Below are 16,831 nucleotides of genomic sequence, written 5' to 3'. Positions count from 1 at the left end.
ACTATGCTTTAGATCTTAGTTTCTTAAAAATGGGCCAAAATGATAGCGTAGCAAGATGAAGCCTAAATATTATCCCTCTTTTAAAGAAATAGTTAAGTACGGTAAGTGATACAACTTCTGTAAGAAGAGTAGCAATAGCTGCCCCTACTATTCCATACATATTTATAAATATGAAATTCAGCGCTACACTTAGAATCGTCACGCATATCATTTTCTTCGATAAAAATGTATAACCAGAGTATTTAACAATTATCCTGGCAGATATGGTTCCTAATAAACTGATAAAAGTTGAAAAACAGAGTATTAGAAGAGGTATGTAAGATAATGAGAATTGATCTCCGTACAACAATTTTAGAATCATTTGTCCTAGAAGGTAAAAACCCAGAATAACAAGTAGTGAGACAAATATAATAACGAGATTTAAACCTGCTGTTTTGAATATCGTGTCTGTTTCCTCTTTCTCTCTGAATATGCTCGGTAGAGATGAAGTAATCAGTGAATTACAAACAAATGCCCAAGACCCTGCAAGGGTAGCAGCAACAGAAAATATTCCAACTGCTTTAGAACTTTCCATGCTGCCAAGTATCAACATCCCGAGTCGAGGATAGATTGCTACAGATAAAGTCGAAATTACCAGACTTGCGCCACATACAAGAACGTAATTTACATACTTTCTTCTATGCCGCTGAAATTTTGGTTTGATGGCAAAATTCTTTCTATAAGCAATCAATCTAACACAAAAAGGTATTAAGCTTGTTAATACAATAGGTATACACAGGAATAATGGATTAAGTTTTAAGAAAGGAATGAACCAGCGAATTATCAGACTGATAGTTAACCCTGACATATTTACCATTGTATTTTTCTTAGACTCTAATTTCGCGTCGTTATAAATAGCAAAAACATCTAAAGAAAAGAACAAACATGATAAAAAGACAGAAAAAACATACGCAAAACTGGTTAAATCATATTTTTCGTAAAAATACCACAGTACAGGTATAGAAGCAATAATATATACAAGCCCGCGTAACATTACGGTAGCGTTTATCAACTTTATCCCAGAGCGTTCATTACGAGATACTCTTTTAAAAATTAAAACGTCACTACCTAATTGGGCTAATACTTGTATTATCTGAAATAACGAAGTGGCGTATGCTATCTCACCAAATATTGTAGGACCAACATACTTTGCAACAAATGATGTGACAAATATCAGACCAAATATAGATATTACTTTTTCAAGCATCATCCATAGCGAGTTGTATAGTACTTTCTTATTCAAACCTTACCCCTAGAATACACTTAAAGCTTAAATAAAAAGTTATTAAAATATTTCATATAAATTGATACCACCAAACATTTTAACCGTTTCTTTAGGCTTACATGCACTATTTTTGGCAGTTCATTATCAATATATTCATATTGTTCAGAATCTGATAAATCATTAACGCTCACAATACGATGTTTTCTTAGCTCATCTTCTTTGGGCAATGAGAAACCACGACGTTTATACCAAACCTCCTCAGATACGATTTCATGTTTGAAGGTATCTCCGGATAACTCTCTACTGCGAACTAAAAATCTATTTTTGATTTGTTCAATCGTTCTATACTGAAAATGTTTCAGCCTTATTCTCGAGGTTGCAGCATTCAGCAGATTGCACGGCCATCCTTCTTCTTGAGTCCAACATAGATTATTTTTATTTTTTACAAATCGGATTTCAGAATGATTACATTTATACCATTTTAAATTTTTATATGTAAAATCATTACTATTATCTAGTGATAACTGAAATTTGTAGTCGTGCTCTGTGAAGTAATACTGGAATGAAGCGTTGTAAACATGATCAACGTCAGAAGGTAGTTTACCTAAAAACTCTTTGGGATTATCAATGTAGAACTCATCACCATCTAAACGACACCACCAATCATTGGTGCTCGAAAAACTTCTATACTCTCGGTATAGTATTTGACGTAAACCTTCATTAAACTTGCCGCCATACTGTCCCCAAAGAACAACATTATCATGTTTCTCTTTAAGTTCATTTAACCTATCCCATGTACTATCAGTGCTCATATTATCGATAATAAATACTTTATCAGCCCAAACGGTGGCTGATTCAATAGTATCGAAGATTATGTCACCTTCATTTTTTACAACAACAAGCGCAAAAACCTTAAAGTTATCTTTCATTTACTCCCTACCTAAATTTTATATTTTGCTAAAAGTTCTTTTTTTACTTATAAGAGAATAAATCAATTTAATTAAAGCTATGTGTTTTAATTTCTCTTTTAAATAAACTTTAGCGTTAGTAACCGTAAAGTTATTTAATAAGTTAATTAGCGTTATTGCTTGGCCTCTATTCATTAGATCTTGAAAGAATAGGCTTTTATGTTGTTCTTTAGATAAGGTGTTCGCATGTTTCTCTATAAACATACGATAGCCTGCGTAAGCTCGACTGCCGGTTGTAATTCGAGGTCTATTTTCATCGACATAGAAAATGTAAGTTGGCTGGCTCAGCTTAAAACAATTTCCAAATCTGTACACTAGCCGATACCACATATCATAGTCTTGCCAGGCGGGGAAATTAATGTCAAACCCACCCAACTCCCTGAGATAGGCAGTTTTCGTAAACACCTGATTGCCAATCAGGTTGGCATTACCCAGCATCTCACTCGTAATATCACCTTGATAAATATCACCTACATTTATCTTGGCATCATTCTTATAAAACCGAGTAGCCGTTAGAATATCTTTTTTACTGGAAAAATGAAAATCCACGAAAATTTTAATACGATCTTCAGTAAATTCGTCATCGTCGTCGAGCCCAGTGATAAAATCACCCTTAGCCAATTCGATGCATCTATTTCTTGCGAAACAGGCCCCGCGAGAGGTTTCATTTACGACATAGCTGACTCTTGGGTCTTTCTCTGTGTACTGCTGAAGTACCTCAACAGTTTCATCGGTAGAGCCATCACTACAAATAATAAGTTCAATATTTTTATAAGTTTGGTTAAGAACAGAGTCAATGGCGCGAGCAATCAGCACTCCCCGATTATGAGTGGGCATATATACGGAGACGAGTGGATGACTATCACTGAAGTTAGCTTGCTCCATTTCTATTACCTATTTTATTTTGCGTTGATTTCAAAAGCAATGCGAGTCTCGGGGAGATTTTAAGCAATATTAAGTAAAGCTTTATTTTATTACCCAAGGATTTACTTTTGAGAATATTACTTAAAGTAAATATTTTTTCGTCAGCAGAGGTTGTTACTTTAGTGATGCATTTTAGTGTATCAGTGGCTCTCTGATTTATTATCACACATGAAGTTACAAATAAACCATGATACAAGTAGCTATTAATGTAAGCTTCTCGGTATATTTCGGTTACTTGATTAGCCGTCAAAAACTCATATAATTGTTTTAATATAACAAATTTATGATCAATAATATTTTCATTAAAATCACGCATTATCGAACCATTACGAATTCTATAAAAATATAATGGATAATCTATAAACTTAACTTTTTCTTGGTAAAAGACTTTATAAACTATCGCAAAGTCTTCAAACAACATTCCCTCAGGGTATTGTAACTTATTAAAAATATCTCTTCTATAAATCTTCCCCCATGCATTAGGAATAAAATTTATAGACTCAACCACATTGGCATAAATATTCGAATCAGTAGACTTGTCGAAGTTATTCCCGACATCTCTAATAAACTGCCCAGAATCTGTAATTTCTCTGTAACCACAACAACAAATATTTGCGTCACCAATAGCTTCAAGCATCATACCGAGATAATTATTATCTAAGTAATCATCACTATCGAGGAATGTAACAAACTCACCTTCCGCAAAGGTAAGACCAAAGTTCCTTGCTGAAGACAAGCCACCATTTTTCTTGGTGACTATTCTAAAATCAGCATTCCCCTCTATTTTATTTCTTATTTTATCTACTGATTTATCTTTTGAACCATCGTCAACAAAAATGACTTCGTAGTTTTGGTAAGTTTGATTTAAAAGACTATCTACACATTCTTCTATGTATTTTTCAACATTGTAAACAGGTACGACGACCGATATTTTTTTCATGAGATTCTAAGCCTTAAACTTTCACTCTATCTTTGTTATATAAAAATGAAAGAATACCGCTTGGCACTATCCTTGTCGCTGAGCGCACCATGAAAATAAGCAACCCACCATATCGTCCTGTCAGCTTAAGCTCTCTTTTCAGTCTCATGAGTTCAATTTCACTTTTTACGTAATTTAGTCCTCGGCGTTTTGATACCATTTGCTTGCCAATTCTTGCATTAACTAAGGATTCAGGCATATTTTCAAAATGATAACCGGCCGATATCATTCTAAGCCAAAGATTATAATCTTCCATATACAGATGATGCCTGTAGCCGCCAACGGCAAGGACCTTAGACTTACGGAATACTATAGTCATGTGATTGAACGGGTTTTTCCAAATCGAAAATTTGCGAATATCGTCATTATTCTCAGGTAAAATTTTCAACCTTTGATTATTATATTCATCAAACTCGATTATACTCGCTCCCAGCATATCAACATTGTCATTTTCTGTGATAAAGTTAATTTGCTTCTCAAATCTCTCGGGCAGGCATATATCGTCAGTATCCATCCTGGCCACAATCTCATGACTACAATACTCTAAGCCTTTCTGTAGAGCTCTTCCTAGTCCAACATTTTTTTCGAGCGCGACAACTTTAATATTAATTCTATCATTGAATGATTCAACAACAGTCTTTAATCTTTCATTAATGTAACCATCAAATACGATAACTACTTCATCTGCTTGTAGAGTTTGAGATTTTATACTTTCCAAACATTCAATTAAATTTTGTGGCTCTTCTTTATTATAGAGCGACATTAGTACTGAAAACATAGACACCTCGTCAACATAATCATCGTGAGATTATACGAGTATTGATACCCATTCTTTGTAAATCTCATCCCCGGTAAAAATTCTAGAATTATGTAGCGAACGCAGGCTTAACTCTAGCCTTTGCCTATCGTCTTTCAATAATTCTTCTATTTTTCTCACAAACGCAGCATCATCGTCATAATCAATAACAAAGCCATCGTCTTTTATTATTTCTATTGGGCCAGTTTCGCAATCAAAGGCTACCGCAGGCACACCGAAGTTTTTCGCTTCAATTAAAACCATAGGTAAACCTTCATATCGAGATGTCATGACAAGCAATGATGATTTTTTATACCACTCATCTAAGTTATGCCCAGGATTCTCAATAGAAACATTATTGATATTATTCTTAGAGATAAACGCTTCTAACTGTTCACGGTCTTCTCCACTGCCAACAATGACAAGTTTCCAACCCTCTGAGTTTATCTTTATCCAGTTTGATAACAAGCGCTCAAAGTTTTTCTGATAGGTTAACCGGCCAACCGCGAGAACTATTTTTACCTTTTTAGCAATTTGGTCAACGTCTAACGTTGCATGCTCATAAGGAGAACAGTTTCTGACTACTTTCACTTTACTTCCGAGTTTTTCGGCAAGATAACGCCTGTCAGATTCAGTTAAAACAACAATCTCATCGGCCATTTTATATGCAGGCCATTTAATAATCTGTTTCGCTTTAGAAAAAGATTTGAATGAAACATGGTCATTACATATTACTTTTGCTTTTACATTAATCATTTTCAATAAAGGAACTGCCTGTGCAGATAGTTTCCCCATTGATAATACGATTACAAAATCAAACTTCTCACGTTTGATTGAAAAACCGTAATCTAAAAGATTACGGCTCCGTGAGCTATATTTTGGGGATTTAATTACTACACGTTGGTCAAAATCATAATAGGGCTTCCCCGATGACATACTATAAATTGATGTCTCTATACCATTTTTAACAAACAATCCTGATATCAGTGACGCAACACGATCAGTTCCGCCACTATTAGATATTCCATCGATAAGAATACACAATTTCATTTTAGTACGCGCCATCTCGTTTAAAAACCACGCCGACTGTTTTAAACAGGATTGCGATGTCATTCCACATTGACCAGTTCTTCACATACCAGGCATCGAAGTAAACGCGGGTTTCATAATCAACATCGCTGCGGCCACTTACCTGCCAAAGTCCGGTCATCCCCGGTTTGCTTAATAGGTAGTAATCAACCTGGTCGCGGTAACGCTCAAGCTCAGCATGAATAATCGGACGAGGACCTACCAGGCTCATCTCACCTTTTAACACGTTAAACAACTGTGGAAGCTCATCCAGGCTGGTGCGGCGCAATAGACCACCAATCTTGGTGACGCGCGGGTCATTCTTGAGTTTAAAAGTTTCATCCCATTCGGCACGCGCCTCTGCATCTGATTCCAGCAGTTCTGCCAGCAGCTCTTTTGAGTTGATTGCCATTGAACGAAACTTCAGACATTTAAACGGTACGCCACCCTTGCCGATACGCTCATGGCCGTAGATTGCCGGTCCGCCGTCTTTTTTAACTTTACGACTGATGTACAGCAGTGCAGGAGAGAGCAGGACAATAATGGCCAGTGAGGCGAAGATATCAAACAGGCGTTTGCTGATGCGTGAAGACCACTTTGCAAGATTCTGATGCACACGGAAGATCATAACTTCATGGCTAAAGATAAACGACATGTCAGTGCTGTCGAGCGGCATTCCCCTCAAGGTAGGAATGACGGACACATAGCGATAACCTTTAATCATCAACTCACGAAGCCACGAGTTGCGAATATCGCCCTCATCGTTCTCCACGGCAACAATAAACTGCATTCTCTTATCGATGCCATTCTCAAGCCACTTGGCATCACTGTGAATAACCGGCAGGCCTTCGAGACGGTCGTCAGGCAGATTGGAGGGTTTATCAGAAATAAAACCAATGATGCGCAGACCCATATTGGTTTCGCCGGTGATGGCCTTACAAGCTTCCGTAGCATTTTTACCGCTACCGATAATCATGGTATCGCGCTGCCACAGCCCCATTTTATCCAGCAGTTTTTTGGTAAGCATGCGCGCAACGGGTACCAAAATAATCACAAATGCCCACGTCATGCCCCACAAGTAGCGGGAGAAATACCACTTGGCGAAGGCAATAACCGCAATTTCAACAATTGCGAAAATAATCAGCGTCCGCAGGATCTCTTTTAGTTCAAACCAAAAAGTTTTACGGTAAAAATAGTGACGCAGGCGAACGCCACACCAGATAACCATGGTGCAGGCCAAAAGCCAGTGCAGAACAATCCAACCTTCAATCTGATCATCAGGTACATCAATATCATAATGACTCAATGTCAGGTGCATTAACCCTATTGCCAAATAAAGCGAAAGTGCAAAAGTTAAAAAATCCGAAAGCGCCAGGGCACAAGTGACCCATAAATTTCTTGCAAAACGCATTATGTGAGTCCTTACAAAGGAGAAAAAGCAATACGAGAAGTGTGTATAAATAGACTAAAAATCGGGCCTGAAGAGTTCCAGGCCCGTAAAGCAGTAAAGTACTACTTAATCTTTTTTATCGCTGTAGCTGTAACCATAATGACTGTAGCCATAGCCGTAATAACTGCTGGCCTTTTTCACTACGCCATTGAGGATACAGCCTTTAACTTCCACGCCGCTTTGCTCGAAGCGCTTCACACTGACTTCTATCTCTTTCGCGGTGTTCTGCTCGAAACGCGCTACCAGCAGCGTAGTACCTGTATAACGGCCCACAACGGCAGCATCGGTCACGGCCAGAATCGGCGGGGTATCAATCATCACCAAATCATAATTAGCCGAAGCCCAGTCTAATAACTCTTTAAAACGTTTATGCATCAACAGTTCGACGGGATTAGGCGGCAACTGGCCGCGCGAAATAAAGTCAAAGTTGACGGATGAAATAGGTTTAACACACTGCGCGATGGAAGCCTTGCCACTTAAAATATCGGATAAACCATTTTCAAAACCGGTATTAAACAGTTTATGGGTGTAGCCTTTTCGCATATCCGCATCGATAAACAGGATCCGCTGGTCGCCCTGCGCCAGAACCGCAGCAAGGTTACTGCTGATAAAGGTTTTACCGGCATTAGGGCTTGCACCGGAAATCATCAGAATGTTGTTCGAAGCTTCTAACATCGCAAAGTGCAGGCTGGTGCGCAGACCACGGATGGCCTCAATGGCTAAATCGGCCGGATTCTCCAAGGCAAGGAAACTGCCCCACTCAACCTGTTTCTTAGTTTTGAGCTTGCCGGTTTTTGCCACGTTCTGTTTGTTGAGCCATTCAGAAACAGGAACGCTGGCATAAACGTTAATACCCAGTTCTTCCAGCTGTTCCGGTGAATCGATACCACGGCGCAGGAACACTCTAAGTAATACGAGTCCAACCGATAAGAATCCGCCTAGCAGCATACCGATCAATACGATAAGAACTTTTTTAGGTTTGACCGGTTTTGGTTGAGTCACTGCATCATCAATAATACGCACGTTACCAATCGCGCTGGATTTAGCGATGCTAAGTTCCTGCTGACGATTCAACAACTGCATATAAATGGCGCGGCCCGATTCAACGTCACGGCTTAAGCGCAGTACTTCTTGCTGTGTTGCCGGCATACCTGATACACGCTTGTTCAGCTTGATTTTCTCTTGCTCGAGAACACCACGCTTTTCAAGTAAAGCCTTATAAGTTGGGTGACTCTTGGTATAGAGCTGAGATACGTCGGCTTCGCGGAAAGTCAGCTCATTAAGCTGGTTGTCTACGTTTACAATTTGATCGAGTGCTGATTTGGTTTCCAGCGAAAGATCAACCGAGTCGCTTTTACGGCGATAAGCATTCAGCTTATCTTCAGCGGTGTCTAAATCACCACGCACCTGTGGTAATTGCTGGCTGAGAAACTGTAGACTTTTCTCATCCTGAGCCGCCTGACGATCAATATTCTGTGCGAGATAGTTATCACTGATGCTATTCAGAATATCTTTAATCAAAGTCGGGTTTGGGCCTGCAAGAGTCAAGTTCAGCATACCCGTATCTTTACCTTGGTCTGCCACATTCAATGTGTTTTGCAGACCAGTAATGGCATCTAAGCGAGTCTGATAGGCAACGTTAAATTGAGTCCCTGGCTTGGCATCAATTCTATCAACCATCAAAGAAACACCTTGCTCGGTAAGCAATTCACCTACGGTGCCTTTGAAATCATGAGGAAAACTTTCACCGGAGATATGGTAATGATGAGCATCATCTACGGTTAAGACAATTTTAGGGGTTTTTCCATCGCCACTCTCAAGATAGAGCCGATTAATACTTAATTGCCCCTGTTTCACACCGGTCAAACGCGCCCAGCCGCGACCAAACAGCGGGAAATACTTCTGCTCAATAGCGGCCTGTAAGTTTAAATCATCAACCGTTTTGCCAATCACCATACGTGACTGCAGCAGGGCTATTTCAGGCGTGGACTGCGGTTGGCTGTCTGGCAATATCTGGCTGAGGCTGCTAATCAGGGCATTGCCCTGCTTTTGCTCAACCTGAATCATTGCATCGGCCTGGAAAATAGGCGTGGCAAATAAAGCATAAACAATCGCCAGGACTGTAAATACAGCAGTAACGCTAATTATTAATTTACGATGGTCAATCAATTCACCGATTAACCGGCCTAGATCAATTTCATCAGAGTCCGGGGTTGCCGGTTTATTGGAAATAACAGAAGACATGCAATGAGTTCCTAAAAGTTAACCACCCAGCTTTTTTGACCAGCTCTGGCAGGCTTGATCAATTAACTGATAAACATATTCGAAAGCTTCCTGGCTCTGGCGATATGGATCGGGGATCTCTTTTTTGTTCAACCAATGCCCTAAGAGCAGAGTTTTACCGCGCGCCTCCGTGGCCTGTTGAGTGACCTGCTCAACGTGAGATCGCTCCATCACCAGTATTAAATCGTACTGGCGAGCCAGCTGGGCACTAAACTGACGCCCACTGTGTCCTTCTAACGAAAGCCCATATTTTTCAGCAGTCCGTGAAGCTTGCTCGTCAGCCTGGTGGCCCACAAGGGCCCCCACGCCGGCTGAATCTATCTTTAAACCGGGTAATAGTTGACGAAGTCGTCTCTCTGCCGTTGGTGAACGGCAGATATTCCCGGTACAGATAACCAATACCGAATTAAACATAGATCAATTCCAGTTCTTAATATATTTAGCTGCTTGTACCGCCGAGTTGATGCCAGTGATGGTAGGGACCAACTGCGAAATTACGCGGTTCCAACGAACCAGTGGAGCACTTGTCACATAAACAGTGTCATACGGCTGAAGCTGGAACTGAGAAGCCATAATCATCGCTGAGGCATCTTTAGCATTAAGCTGATAGATGTTGGCGATATGACCCTGCGGGTCGCCCTTCAACTGACGGATAACGAAGATACCAGAGGCATCAGAGGTGGTCTGATTCACACCGTTAACATTGCCCAGCGCCTCGGCCAACGTCATGCCGCTGCGGTCCATTTTGAGCGTTCCCTGATTCACCACTTCGCCCATAACAAACACTTTCAGATTGTCATTGCGCGGCACATACAAAATATCACCCGGATACATCAGGTGGTTCTGCGTCAGGTCACCTCGTTGCAGCAGCGCATAGAGGTTAACCGTTTGGTCTTTACCATTGTGCGTCAGCACCGCATTACGCCAGTCGGCGTTCTCGGCCAATCCACCGGCGGCGTTGATTGCATCAATGACGGTCATAGGAATATTGGTAATTGGCAGTTGCCCAGACTTGGCGACTTCACCCGACATATACACTTTTTGCGAGCGGAAGGCGGCAACGCTGAGGTCAACCTGCGGACTCTCAATGTAAGTCACCAAACGGCTGGCAATTTCCTGGCGCACTTCTGCCATGGTTTTACCCGCTACGTGCACTTTACCGATGTAAGGATAGAAAATATCCCCATCCGCACCCACCCAGTTACCGGTATCGGCCGCACTGCGGTACTGGCCCGCTGGGGTTGTCAACTCGGGGTGGTCCCACACGGTGGCCATCAACACGTCGCCAACACCGATGCGGTACTGATAGTTATTGATTAAAGCCTGCAGTTCTGGGTTCGGTTTAGCCTCGATAGGCGCAGGACGGAGCTGTCTCACCAGTCCCGGCGTCATCGGATAAACGTTAATTTTTTGATTCCAATCAGAATCGCTGTCTGGAAGTTCAACGACATTTTTACGCAGGCTGTTTAAACCCTGCCCTGGAACCAACGTACACCCGCTAAGCAATCCTACAAGTACAGCCACCGCTGTTAACTTGATTACATGTTTTTTTGTCATTGATTTAGTTCAACGTTAGAGTCAAGTTACGGAAAGGAAGCGCTATCACCATCCCCCCAAATTTAATTTGCGACCAAATTATGCTGTCAGGTCGCTTAGAGGTTTAAAGGTATATCCAATTGTGCGCTGGCACCTACATCGTTGCTATCGCTGTTATTAGCATCGGTGTACCACAGTCCCAGATTCAGTCGTACTGAACGATAAACGTCGCCACCCCAGCCTAACTGCACGCCCTTGAGGGTGTCTGCATGAGGGAAGGCGCTGTTGATCTGCTCATTTTCCGGGTTAACTTTTACATAAGCTACGCGGACGCTCCAACGCTGGTTGTCTTCGGTAACCAACTCTGTTTTAGCCGCCAATAAACGACCGTCGCCACCCATGGCGTCACCCAGCGGATATCCCTGCTGGTAGTAACCGCCTTTATAAATATGGTGGGTATAACTGTAGCCGGTTCTTGAGCCATTGGTGCGGGTATCGTGCGCTTCGAGATACCAGTTGATGGCGTCTTTATTCCAGCTATGGTGACCTTCAATACCGCCGAGGTACATATTAGCGGAAGGCAATTTACCGGACTCATCTTCACCGATCATTTGTCCGTAGAAGCTAATCGGAATACCCAGCGTCGGTTCGAGTTTATATTTGAAATCAAAACCGGCAAGCTGATTACCTGGCTCATTAGGATCGTTGGCGGTGGTATTATCATTACCAATCACCCCATCCCAGAAATTGCCGAATGATTCAGGACGCCCCTGGCCACCCCATTGCAAAATACGCGATGCGCCTAATTCGAGTGAACGCCACGGAGAGAAGCTTAAGCGACCGCCGATAATTTTAGTATCGGGAACAGAGGTATATTGCGACATCTGGCTGGCGGAGATTTGATATTGCCAAGGTCCAATCCAGTTCAGCCACCACGTCGTCGGCGCAGCCTGACTGTCACGCTGTAGCATAAAGCCGGTTAAAGGACGCGCGGCATCGGAACGGATCAGGCTGCCTTCGTAACCCGGCCCCCACCACTGTGGAGTCTGACCAAATGACAACCATTGGTCCCAAATCTTAACGGCGCCGTAGCTATTGTTAGGGTTGATGTGCGAGGGAGAACCAATCTGCTCATTGCCTTCCCAGTTGCCCTGTAAATGCACGTCCCACCATTCACCGCTCTGGTTAACAGCCAGCGAGAGTTTATTATTGGCAGTAGGAGTCTGTGCGAAGCCCTGTGGTAAACCCGGTTTGTCGGTAGAGGCGAAGCCCGTAATACGCGCGTCAGACTTCAGGGTACGCATGCGTTCCTGAACCCTTTCAATGGCCAACTGTTCTGAAGAATAAGAGGGATGCGCTTTTTTCAGAGCCTGTTCAACGGCGTCCTGACTGATCGGCCAAGTGGTTAAACTGAGCTGAATCACTCCTCGGTCGGCCAACCAGGTTAAATCTGAACGCAAGTCGTTATCTGGAAGTAGCAATCCATTTGCCATTGCACTGCCAAACGGTAATAAGGCAAGCCCAATACACATCCCAATAACACGAGTTTTAGAACGAATTGGTTTTACTGCCGTTGGTTTATCCATCAGGGTGATCCCTCTCCTTTGCCGAGAATGACTGATTGTGGTCAATTACGATGGGATTGGGCCCATCCGCATTGTCGATATGGGAAAAATAGCGCAACGTTTATATAATGTATATGTTGGCTACTTCATTCTATTGGGGTTCAGACAGCGTAAGCATTCACAATAAATTTGTATGCAAAGCGGATAATGCCACAGGGGCATGAGGGGTTATATACTTTTCAACATAAAGCCTGCAGCTTTTGGGTATCTATTACCCACGCTACCGCCCTGGCTTGTCAGCTACCAAGGCACTGTGGGCTCCATGCCCCATCATCGCTAGGCGATTGTCCGGTTTTCCCGCTTAAAAACAGCACATCAACATATTATTACTACGTCGATCGCTCTGTCTGAACACAACAAACTGCCTCCTCTTCAAATTTGAAGAGTTATGCAGGTAACGCGACTAAAATGACAAGACCTATTATCGACACATTGACTTAATTGTTAAGAAAAATAAAATGAAATTAGCCATCAATTACATTTTTCTCGCGATCTACGGCACACAATCACCCCAGTTGATCGCCATTCTTGACCACAAATCATACTCGTACAGCTTCCCAATACCCTTAGTTAATCAAAACTCAAAGAACTAAACGATAGGAATAAGCTTGTTTTTCTATGCATTGTAGATTTTCTTTGTATTGTCCCAATTCCAAACCTTTGCATCTTCAGACTGAGCGGCAGAGCTCTTCCCCAACGGCAACCGCACAAACGCTGAACCCGGCTGGGTTAACGTTACGTCCATATAGTTACAATTTAATAACTCAAGCAGGAAAAAAATTAAGGATTAATTCAGCAATATAAAGGGCGATATTTAGAAGGGAAGAAAGGGGGTGCGACCGCAAAGCGCGTTCGCACGCGGATTAAAAATCTAGTTCGGACTGCAGGCACATACTGGCCTTTGAGGGCGTTGAAAAATCATGCCCTTCTAGCGTCAATAGAAAAGCTTTTGCCTCAAGGCCACCGGCAAATCCTGTTAAGGCACCCGATGCGCCGATCACCCGATGGCAGGGTGCGATGATAGAAATTGGATTTCTGCCGTTGGCCGCCCCTACTGCACGGACAGATTTGGGATTACCCAATGCGCTGGCTATTTGTGAATAACTGCGTGTTTCGCCGAAGGGAATTTCAAGCAGAGCCTGCCAGACTTGTCTCTGAAACCCGGTACCCTCAAAATCCAGCTCGAGGACAAACTGCCTTCTGGTCCCGGCAAAATACTCATTCAGCTGCTTTTCTGTCTCCAGCAGCATCGGATGATGATTATCTTCAATCAATGTTCCTAGCCTGACACGATTCTCTCGCTCACTTTCCCACAGCACGGCCGCAAGCCTGGTTTCTCTTGCCACCAGCGTTAATACCCCAACCGGCGAATTCATCAGCTTAAATGCATTTTCCATGCGGTTAACTCTCTGGGAATGAAAAGATGATCCAGTGTAGGCAAAGTTGAGGGGTTAGGAAACAACAGCAGAAGATTTATACCGTCTCCCCTTTTGCCTTATTAAAATCAAAGCCAAAAGAGGAGCAGAAACGCACTCTTTATTTTGCCATCTGAGCCTGAAGCTCAGCTTTTGCTGCGTCATACTCACGGGTAAATTCAGGTTGTTCAAACATTTTTTGCGCCATGAGCGCGGCGCCGGTGCGGCTCATTACGGTATCTGAACGGTAATGGAATCCAGCGACCAGGCGATTCTCGGCATAATCCGCAGCGCGCGTAAACAGTGCGTTACGCTTTTCAGGCACCATGTCACCTAAAACGGTAGCCATCAGATAACCAATAGTTGAATGACCTGACGGCCATGAACCTGAGGTTGATTTTTTCAGCAACGGGTGAAGCTCATCAGAAACCATATAAGGACGGGATCGGTGGAAGTATTTTTTCGCATGGTCATCAACCACATCTTCTGTGGCAACTACGCGGTCGAAAAATGCGGCCAGCTTCGGCAATTTGGCGGCGTCAAAACCCGGCCCCATGACGTCGGCAAAACGCCATACATTTTCCTGTGCATCGGCAATAGCAGCTTTTTCTTGTTCTGGCGTGCGCTTGGCCTGAATAGTCAGCAGCTCGGCTATTTCAGCTTTAGTTTGATCAGAATCATCGGCGGGTGGCGCGGGCAGGTATTGACTTAAATCGACATCTTTAGCGGTGATGAAAGGCTTGGCTTCGTCGGCAGCTTGTGCGGTAAAAACCGCCCCGAAGGTTAAAAAGGCGAGAACGGCGACAAAATTACGCAAGATAAAAACTCCTGTTATGAGAATGTTGGCAGGAGTTTATGGATGAAAGATGACAGTTAAATGACGTGATAATTTAAATATTAAAGTTTAACTTTATACTGATAACCTATTTTCAAAAGGCCAAAGCTGTTTCTAGCACCTAATTTTTGCATTACGTTTCTTTTATGTGTCTGAACCGTTTTATAACTCACGCCTAAATGCTCGGATATTTCAACAGGTGTATTATTATTCAACAATAGCGACATCACCCTTAGTTCACTTGAGGTTAATGACAACGCATTATCATCCGAGTTAACGACCGAAAGCAGATGAGGACTGCAATAATAGTCTCCTGTCATCCCTTTATTAATGGCATGCTTTATACATTCCAGACCGTCTTTTTTAGAAATAAGAACGCGCGCCTTACACTTCATTAACTCTCTGATAAGAAAGATATTATCAACATCGGTACAGACGATAAGCGTGACGTTATTCCAGTGTTGGGAATTATGCCGGATAAAATCAATGCCATCCATTGGAAATAAATTAGTGTCATAAATTTCCATGACAAGTATGTCGATCATTTCTGCATCAAGCATAGACTGTAACGGAGGGAAACCTTTTAGCGCACCTTTGACTTTCACATCTTCGGGAATAAGCGCCCTGATGGCCATACAGGTAAAGGAATGCGGCTCCATTAAGACCAAGTTTTTCATAGTTCCCTTAAATATAAAGAGTCATCCTAACGGCACATGAAAATATAAAATCAGCAGCACATCATGAATAGGCCTAATTCTCTTAATCTCAATTAAAAATAAAAAAACCAAAAATAAGGCCTATCTAGGTTTTTTGTATTGATATTGGCACTTTAGCGAAATTAAATACTACGTCTCCTTAAGCGGAAAACAGGGTTAAGCGTATTATTTACACAAAACTAACAATCAGCCATGGTAAAGCGCGTTAGGATTTTTCTTAGTAAGTTTGAAGGGACATGAAACAACTCCAAAAAAATTTATGCTTAAGTATGAAAAACACCCAAATTTATGGCAGATCGGCCGCAAGTAATAAATTTTATATTAATAAACCTACTGAATTAGGGGGAGTGTTCACCTCTCACTGAAAGTAACCGTTAGTGTTATAAAAACAGCAAGATACCTCTGACGCTTTTAAAGCAAAGCGTTTCACCCCTTTAACGGGTAAGGAAAGCTTTTCAGAAAAGAGTAGGGGTCTCCTTTTATTACTTTTATACGAATTAGGGGGATTTATATTCCAGATTGTTTTTTGCACAACCTCATAATCCGATGATAGAATGTGATCCGCATCACACTTAGTGACATTTGACGATTTACAACTTAACACTATTACTTATTTAAAATCAGTCAATTACTTGAATCAAAAACCGTTTTGAGCGTAAAAATTGACTGCATCAAAGGAAAATATTCGATGAGTACCCTGACTACTGGATTCATGATGATGCGCTGGGAATTACTAAGCGCACTGATGATGTTTCTCGCCAGCCAAATGAACGTGGTATGCCGTCAAACCAGTAAAAATACCTTGGCCTTTATGTGCAGTGGCTTAGGACTGTCCATGACCTGCTGGTTTGTGATGGGATTAATGGGCATGACATTCAGCATTGAGGCTATTACGCAATTCTGGATGACGTCCAAAGACGTATTCATCGATATTATGAGCAAAACGCCAACCAACTGGCCAATGCCTTGATA

Annotated in this window: 15 protein-coding genes; 1 reads left to right on the top strand and 14 read right to left on the bottom strand. The window is 42.0% G+C overall.

The genetic code is table 11. The features are described from left to right. Window position 1: 1 nt before the first annotated feature. From GA565_RS03930 to GA565_RS03865, 14 genes are all read right to left on the bottom strand, one after another. Window positions 2-1,282 (bottom strand): oligosaccharide flippase family protein, encoded by a 1,281-nt coding sequence (locus tag GA565_RS03930; protein ID WP_152197423.1) that lies wholly within the window; start codon window positions 1,280-1,282, stop codon window positions 2-4. Between the two features lie 20 nt (window positions 1,283-1,302). Next, window positions 1,303-2,193: a glycosyltransferase family 2 protein gene (locus GA565_RS03925; RefSeq protein ID WP_152197422.1), complete on the bottom strand. Its 891-nt coding sequence runs from the start codon at window positions 2,191-2,193 to the stop codon at window positions 1,303-1,305. Window positions 2,194-2,211: 18 nt separating this feature from the next. Then, complete coding sequence (locus GA565_RS03920; protein WP_152197421.1) at window positions 2,212-3,117, bottom strand: glycosyltransferase; 906 nt, start codon at window positions 3,115-3,117, stop codon at window positions 2,212-2,214. After that, window positions 3,104-4,096 (bottom strand): glycosyltransferase family 2 protein, encoded by a 993-nt coding sequence (locus GA565_RS03915; protein ID WP_152197420.1) that lies wholly within the window; start codon window positions 4,094-4,096, stop codon window positions 3,104-3,106. The genes GA565_RS03920 and GA565_RS03915 overlap by 14 nt, the downstream gene beginning before the upstream one ends. Window positions 4,097-4,109: 13 nt before the next feature. Further along, a complete protein-coding gene (locus GA565_RS03910; protein WP_152197419.1) occupies window positions 4,110-4,913 on the bottom strand; it encodes a glycosyltransferase in 804 nt (267 codons plus the stop codon). Between the two features lie 30 nt (window positions 4,914-4,943). Continuing rightward, complete coding sequence (locus tag GA565_RS03905) at window positions 4,944-5,996, bottom strand: glycosyltransferase (RefSeq protein ID WP_193311872.1); 1,053 nt, start codon at window positions 5,994-5,996, stop codon at window positions 4,944-4,946. Next, complete coding sequence (gene wbaP / locus GA565_RS03900) at window positions 5,983-7,410, bottom strand: undecaprenyl-phosphate galactose phosphotransferase WbaP (RefSeq protein WP_055782639.1); 1,428 nt, start codon at window positions 7,408-7,410, stop codon at window positions 5,983-5,985. Before wbaP ends, GA565_RS03905 begins: the two co-directional genes overlap by 14 nt. 105 nt (window positions 7,411-7,515) lie before the next feature. Next, window positions 7,516-9,693 carry a polysaccharide biosynthesis tyrosine autokinase gene (locus GA565_RS03895; protein WP_152197417.1) on the bottom strand — a complete coding sequence of 726 codons (2,178 nt, stop codon included), beginning with the start codon at window positions 9,691-9,693 and terminating at the stop codon, window positions 7,516-7,518. Window positions 9,694-9,711: 18 nt separating this feature from the next. After that, window positions 9,712-10,146, bottom strand: coding sequence for a protein-tyrosine-phosphatase (locus GA565_RS03890; protein WP_055782632.1), 435 nt, complete (start codon window positions 10,144-10,146; stop codon window positions 9,712-9,714). A 3-nt stretch (window positions 10,147-10,149) separates the two neighbouring features. Further along, window positions 10,150-11,289 carry a polysaccharide export protein gene (locus GA565_RS03885; protein WP_152197416.1) on the bottom strand — a complete coding sequence of 380 codons (1,140 nt, stop codon included), beginning with the start codon at window positions 11,287-11,289 and terminating at the stop codon, window positions 10,150-10,152. Between the two features lie 95 nt (window positions 11,290-11,384). Then, window positions 11,385-12,800, bottom strand: a complete 1,416-nt coding sequence (locus GA565_RS03880) for a capsule assembly Wzi family protein (protein WP_226951015.1) — start codon at window positions 12,798-12,800, stop codon at window positions 11,385-11,387. 956 nt (window positions 12,801-13,756) lie between these two features. Then, on the bottom strand, window positions 13,757-14,290 hold the full coding sequence (locus GA565_RS03875; protein ID WP_152197414.1) for a methylated-DNA--[protein]-cysteine S-methyltransferase: 534 nt from the start codon (window positions 14,288-14,290) through the stop codon (window positions 13,757-13,759). 139 nt (window positions 14,291-14,429) lie between these two features. Beyond that, window positions 14,430-15,125 carry a phosphatase PAP2 family protein gene (locus tag GA565_RS03870; RefSeq protein WP_152197413.1) on the bottom strand — a complete coding sequence of 232 codons (696 nt, stop codon included), beginning with the start codon at window positions 15,123-15,125 and terminating at the stop codon, window positions 14,430-14,432. 80 nt (window positions 15,126-15,205) lie between these two features. Next, window positions 15,206-15,820 (bottom strand): response regulator transcription factor, encoded by a 615-nt coding sequence (locus tag GA565_RS03865; protein WP_152197412.1) that lies wholly within the window; start codon window positions 15,818-15,820, stop codon window positions 15,206-15,208. Between the two features lie 727 nt (window positions 15,821-16,547). On the opposite strand from GA565_RS03865, the gene GA565_RS03860 reads away from it, so the two are divergent. Further along, window positions 16,548-16,829, top strand: a complete 282-nt coding sequence (locus GA565_RS03860) for a YjcB family protein (protein WP_152197411.1) — start codon at window positions 16,548-16,550, stop codon at window positions 16,827-16,829. Window positions 16,830-16,831: the final 2 nt, after the last annotated feature.

This window comes from Rouxiella sp. S1S-2, assembly GCF_009208105.1.
GTDB lineage: Bacteria > Pseudomonadota > Gammaproteobacteria > Enterobacterales > Enterobacteriaceae > Rouxiella.
The sequence above is the reverse complement of the archived record's forward strand: the minus strand, read 5'-3'. Positions and strand labels throughout refer to the sequence as shown.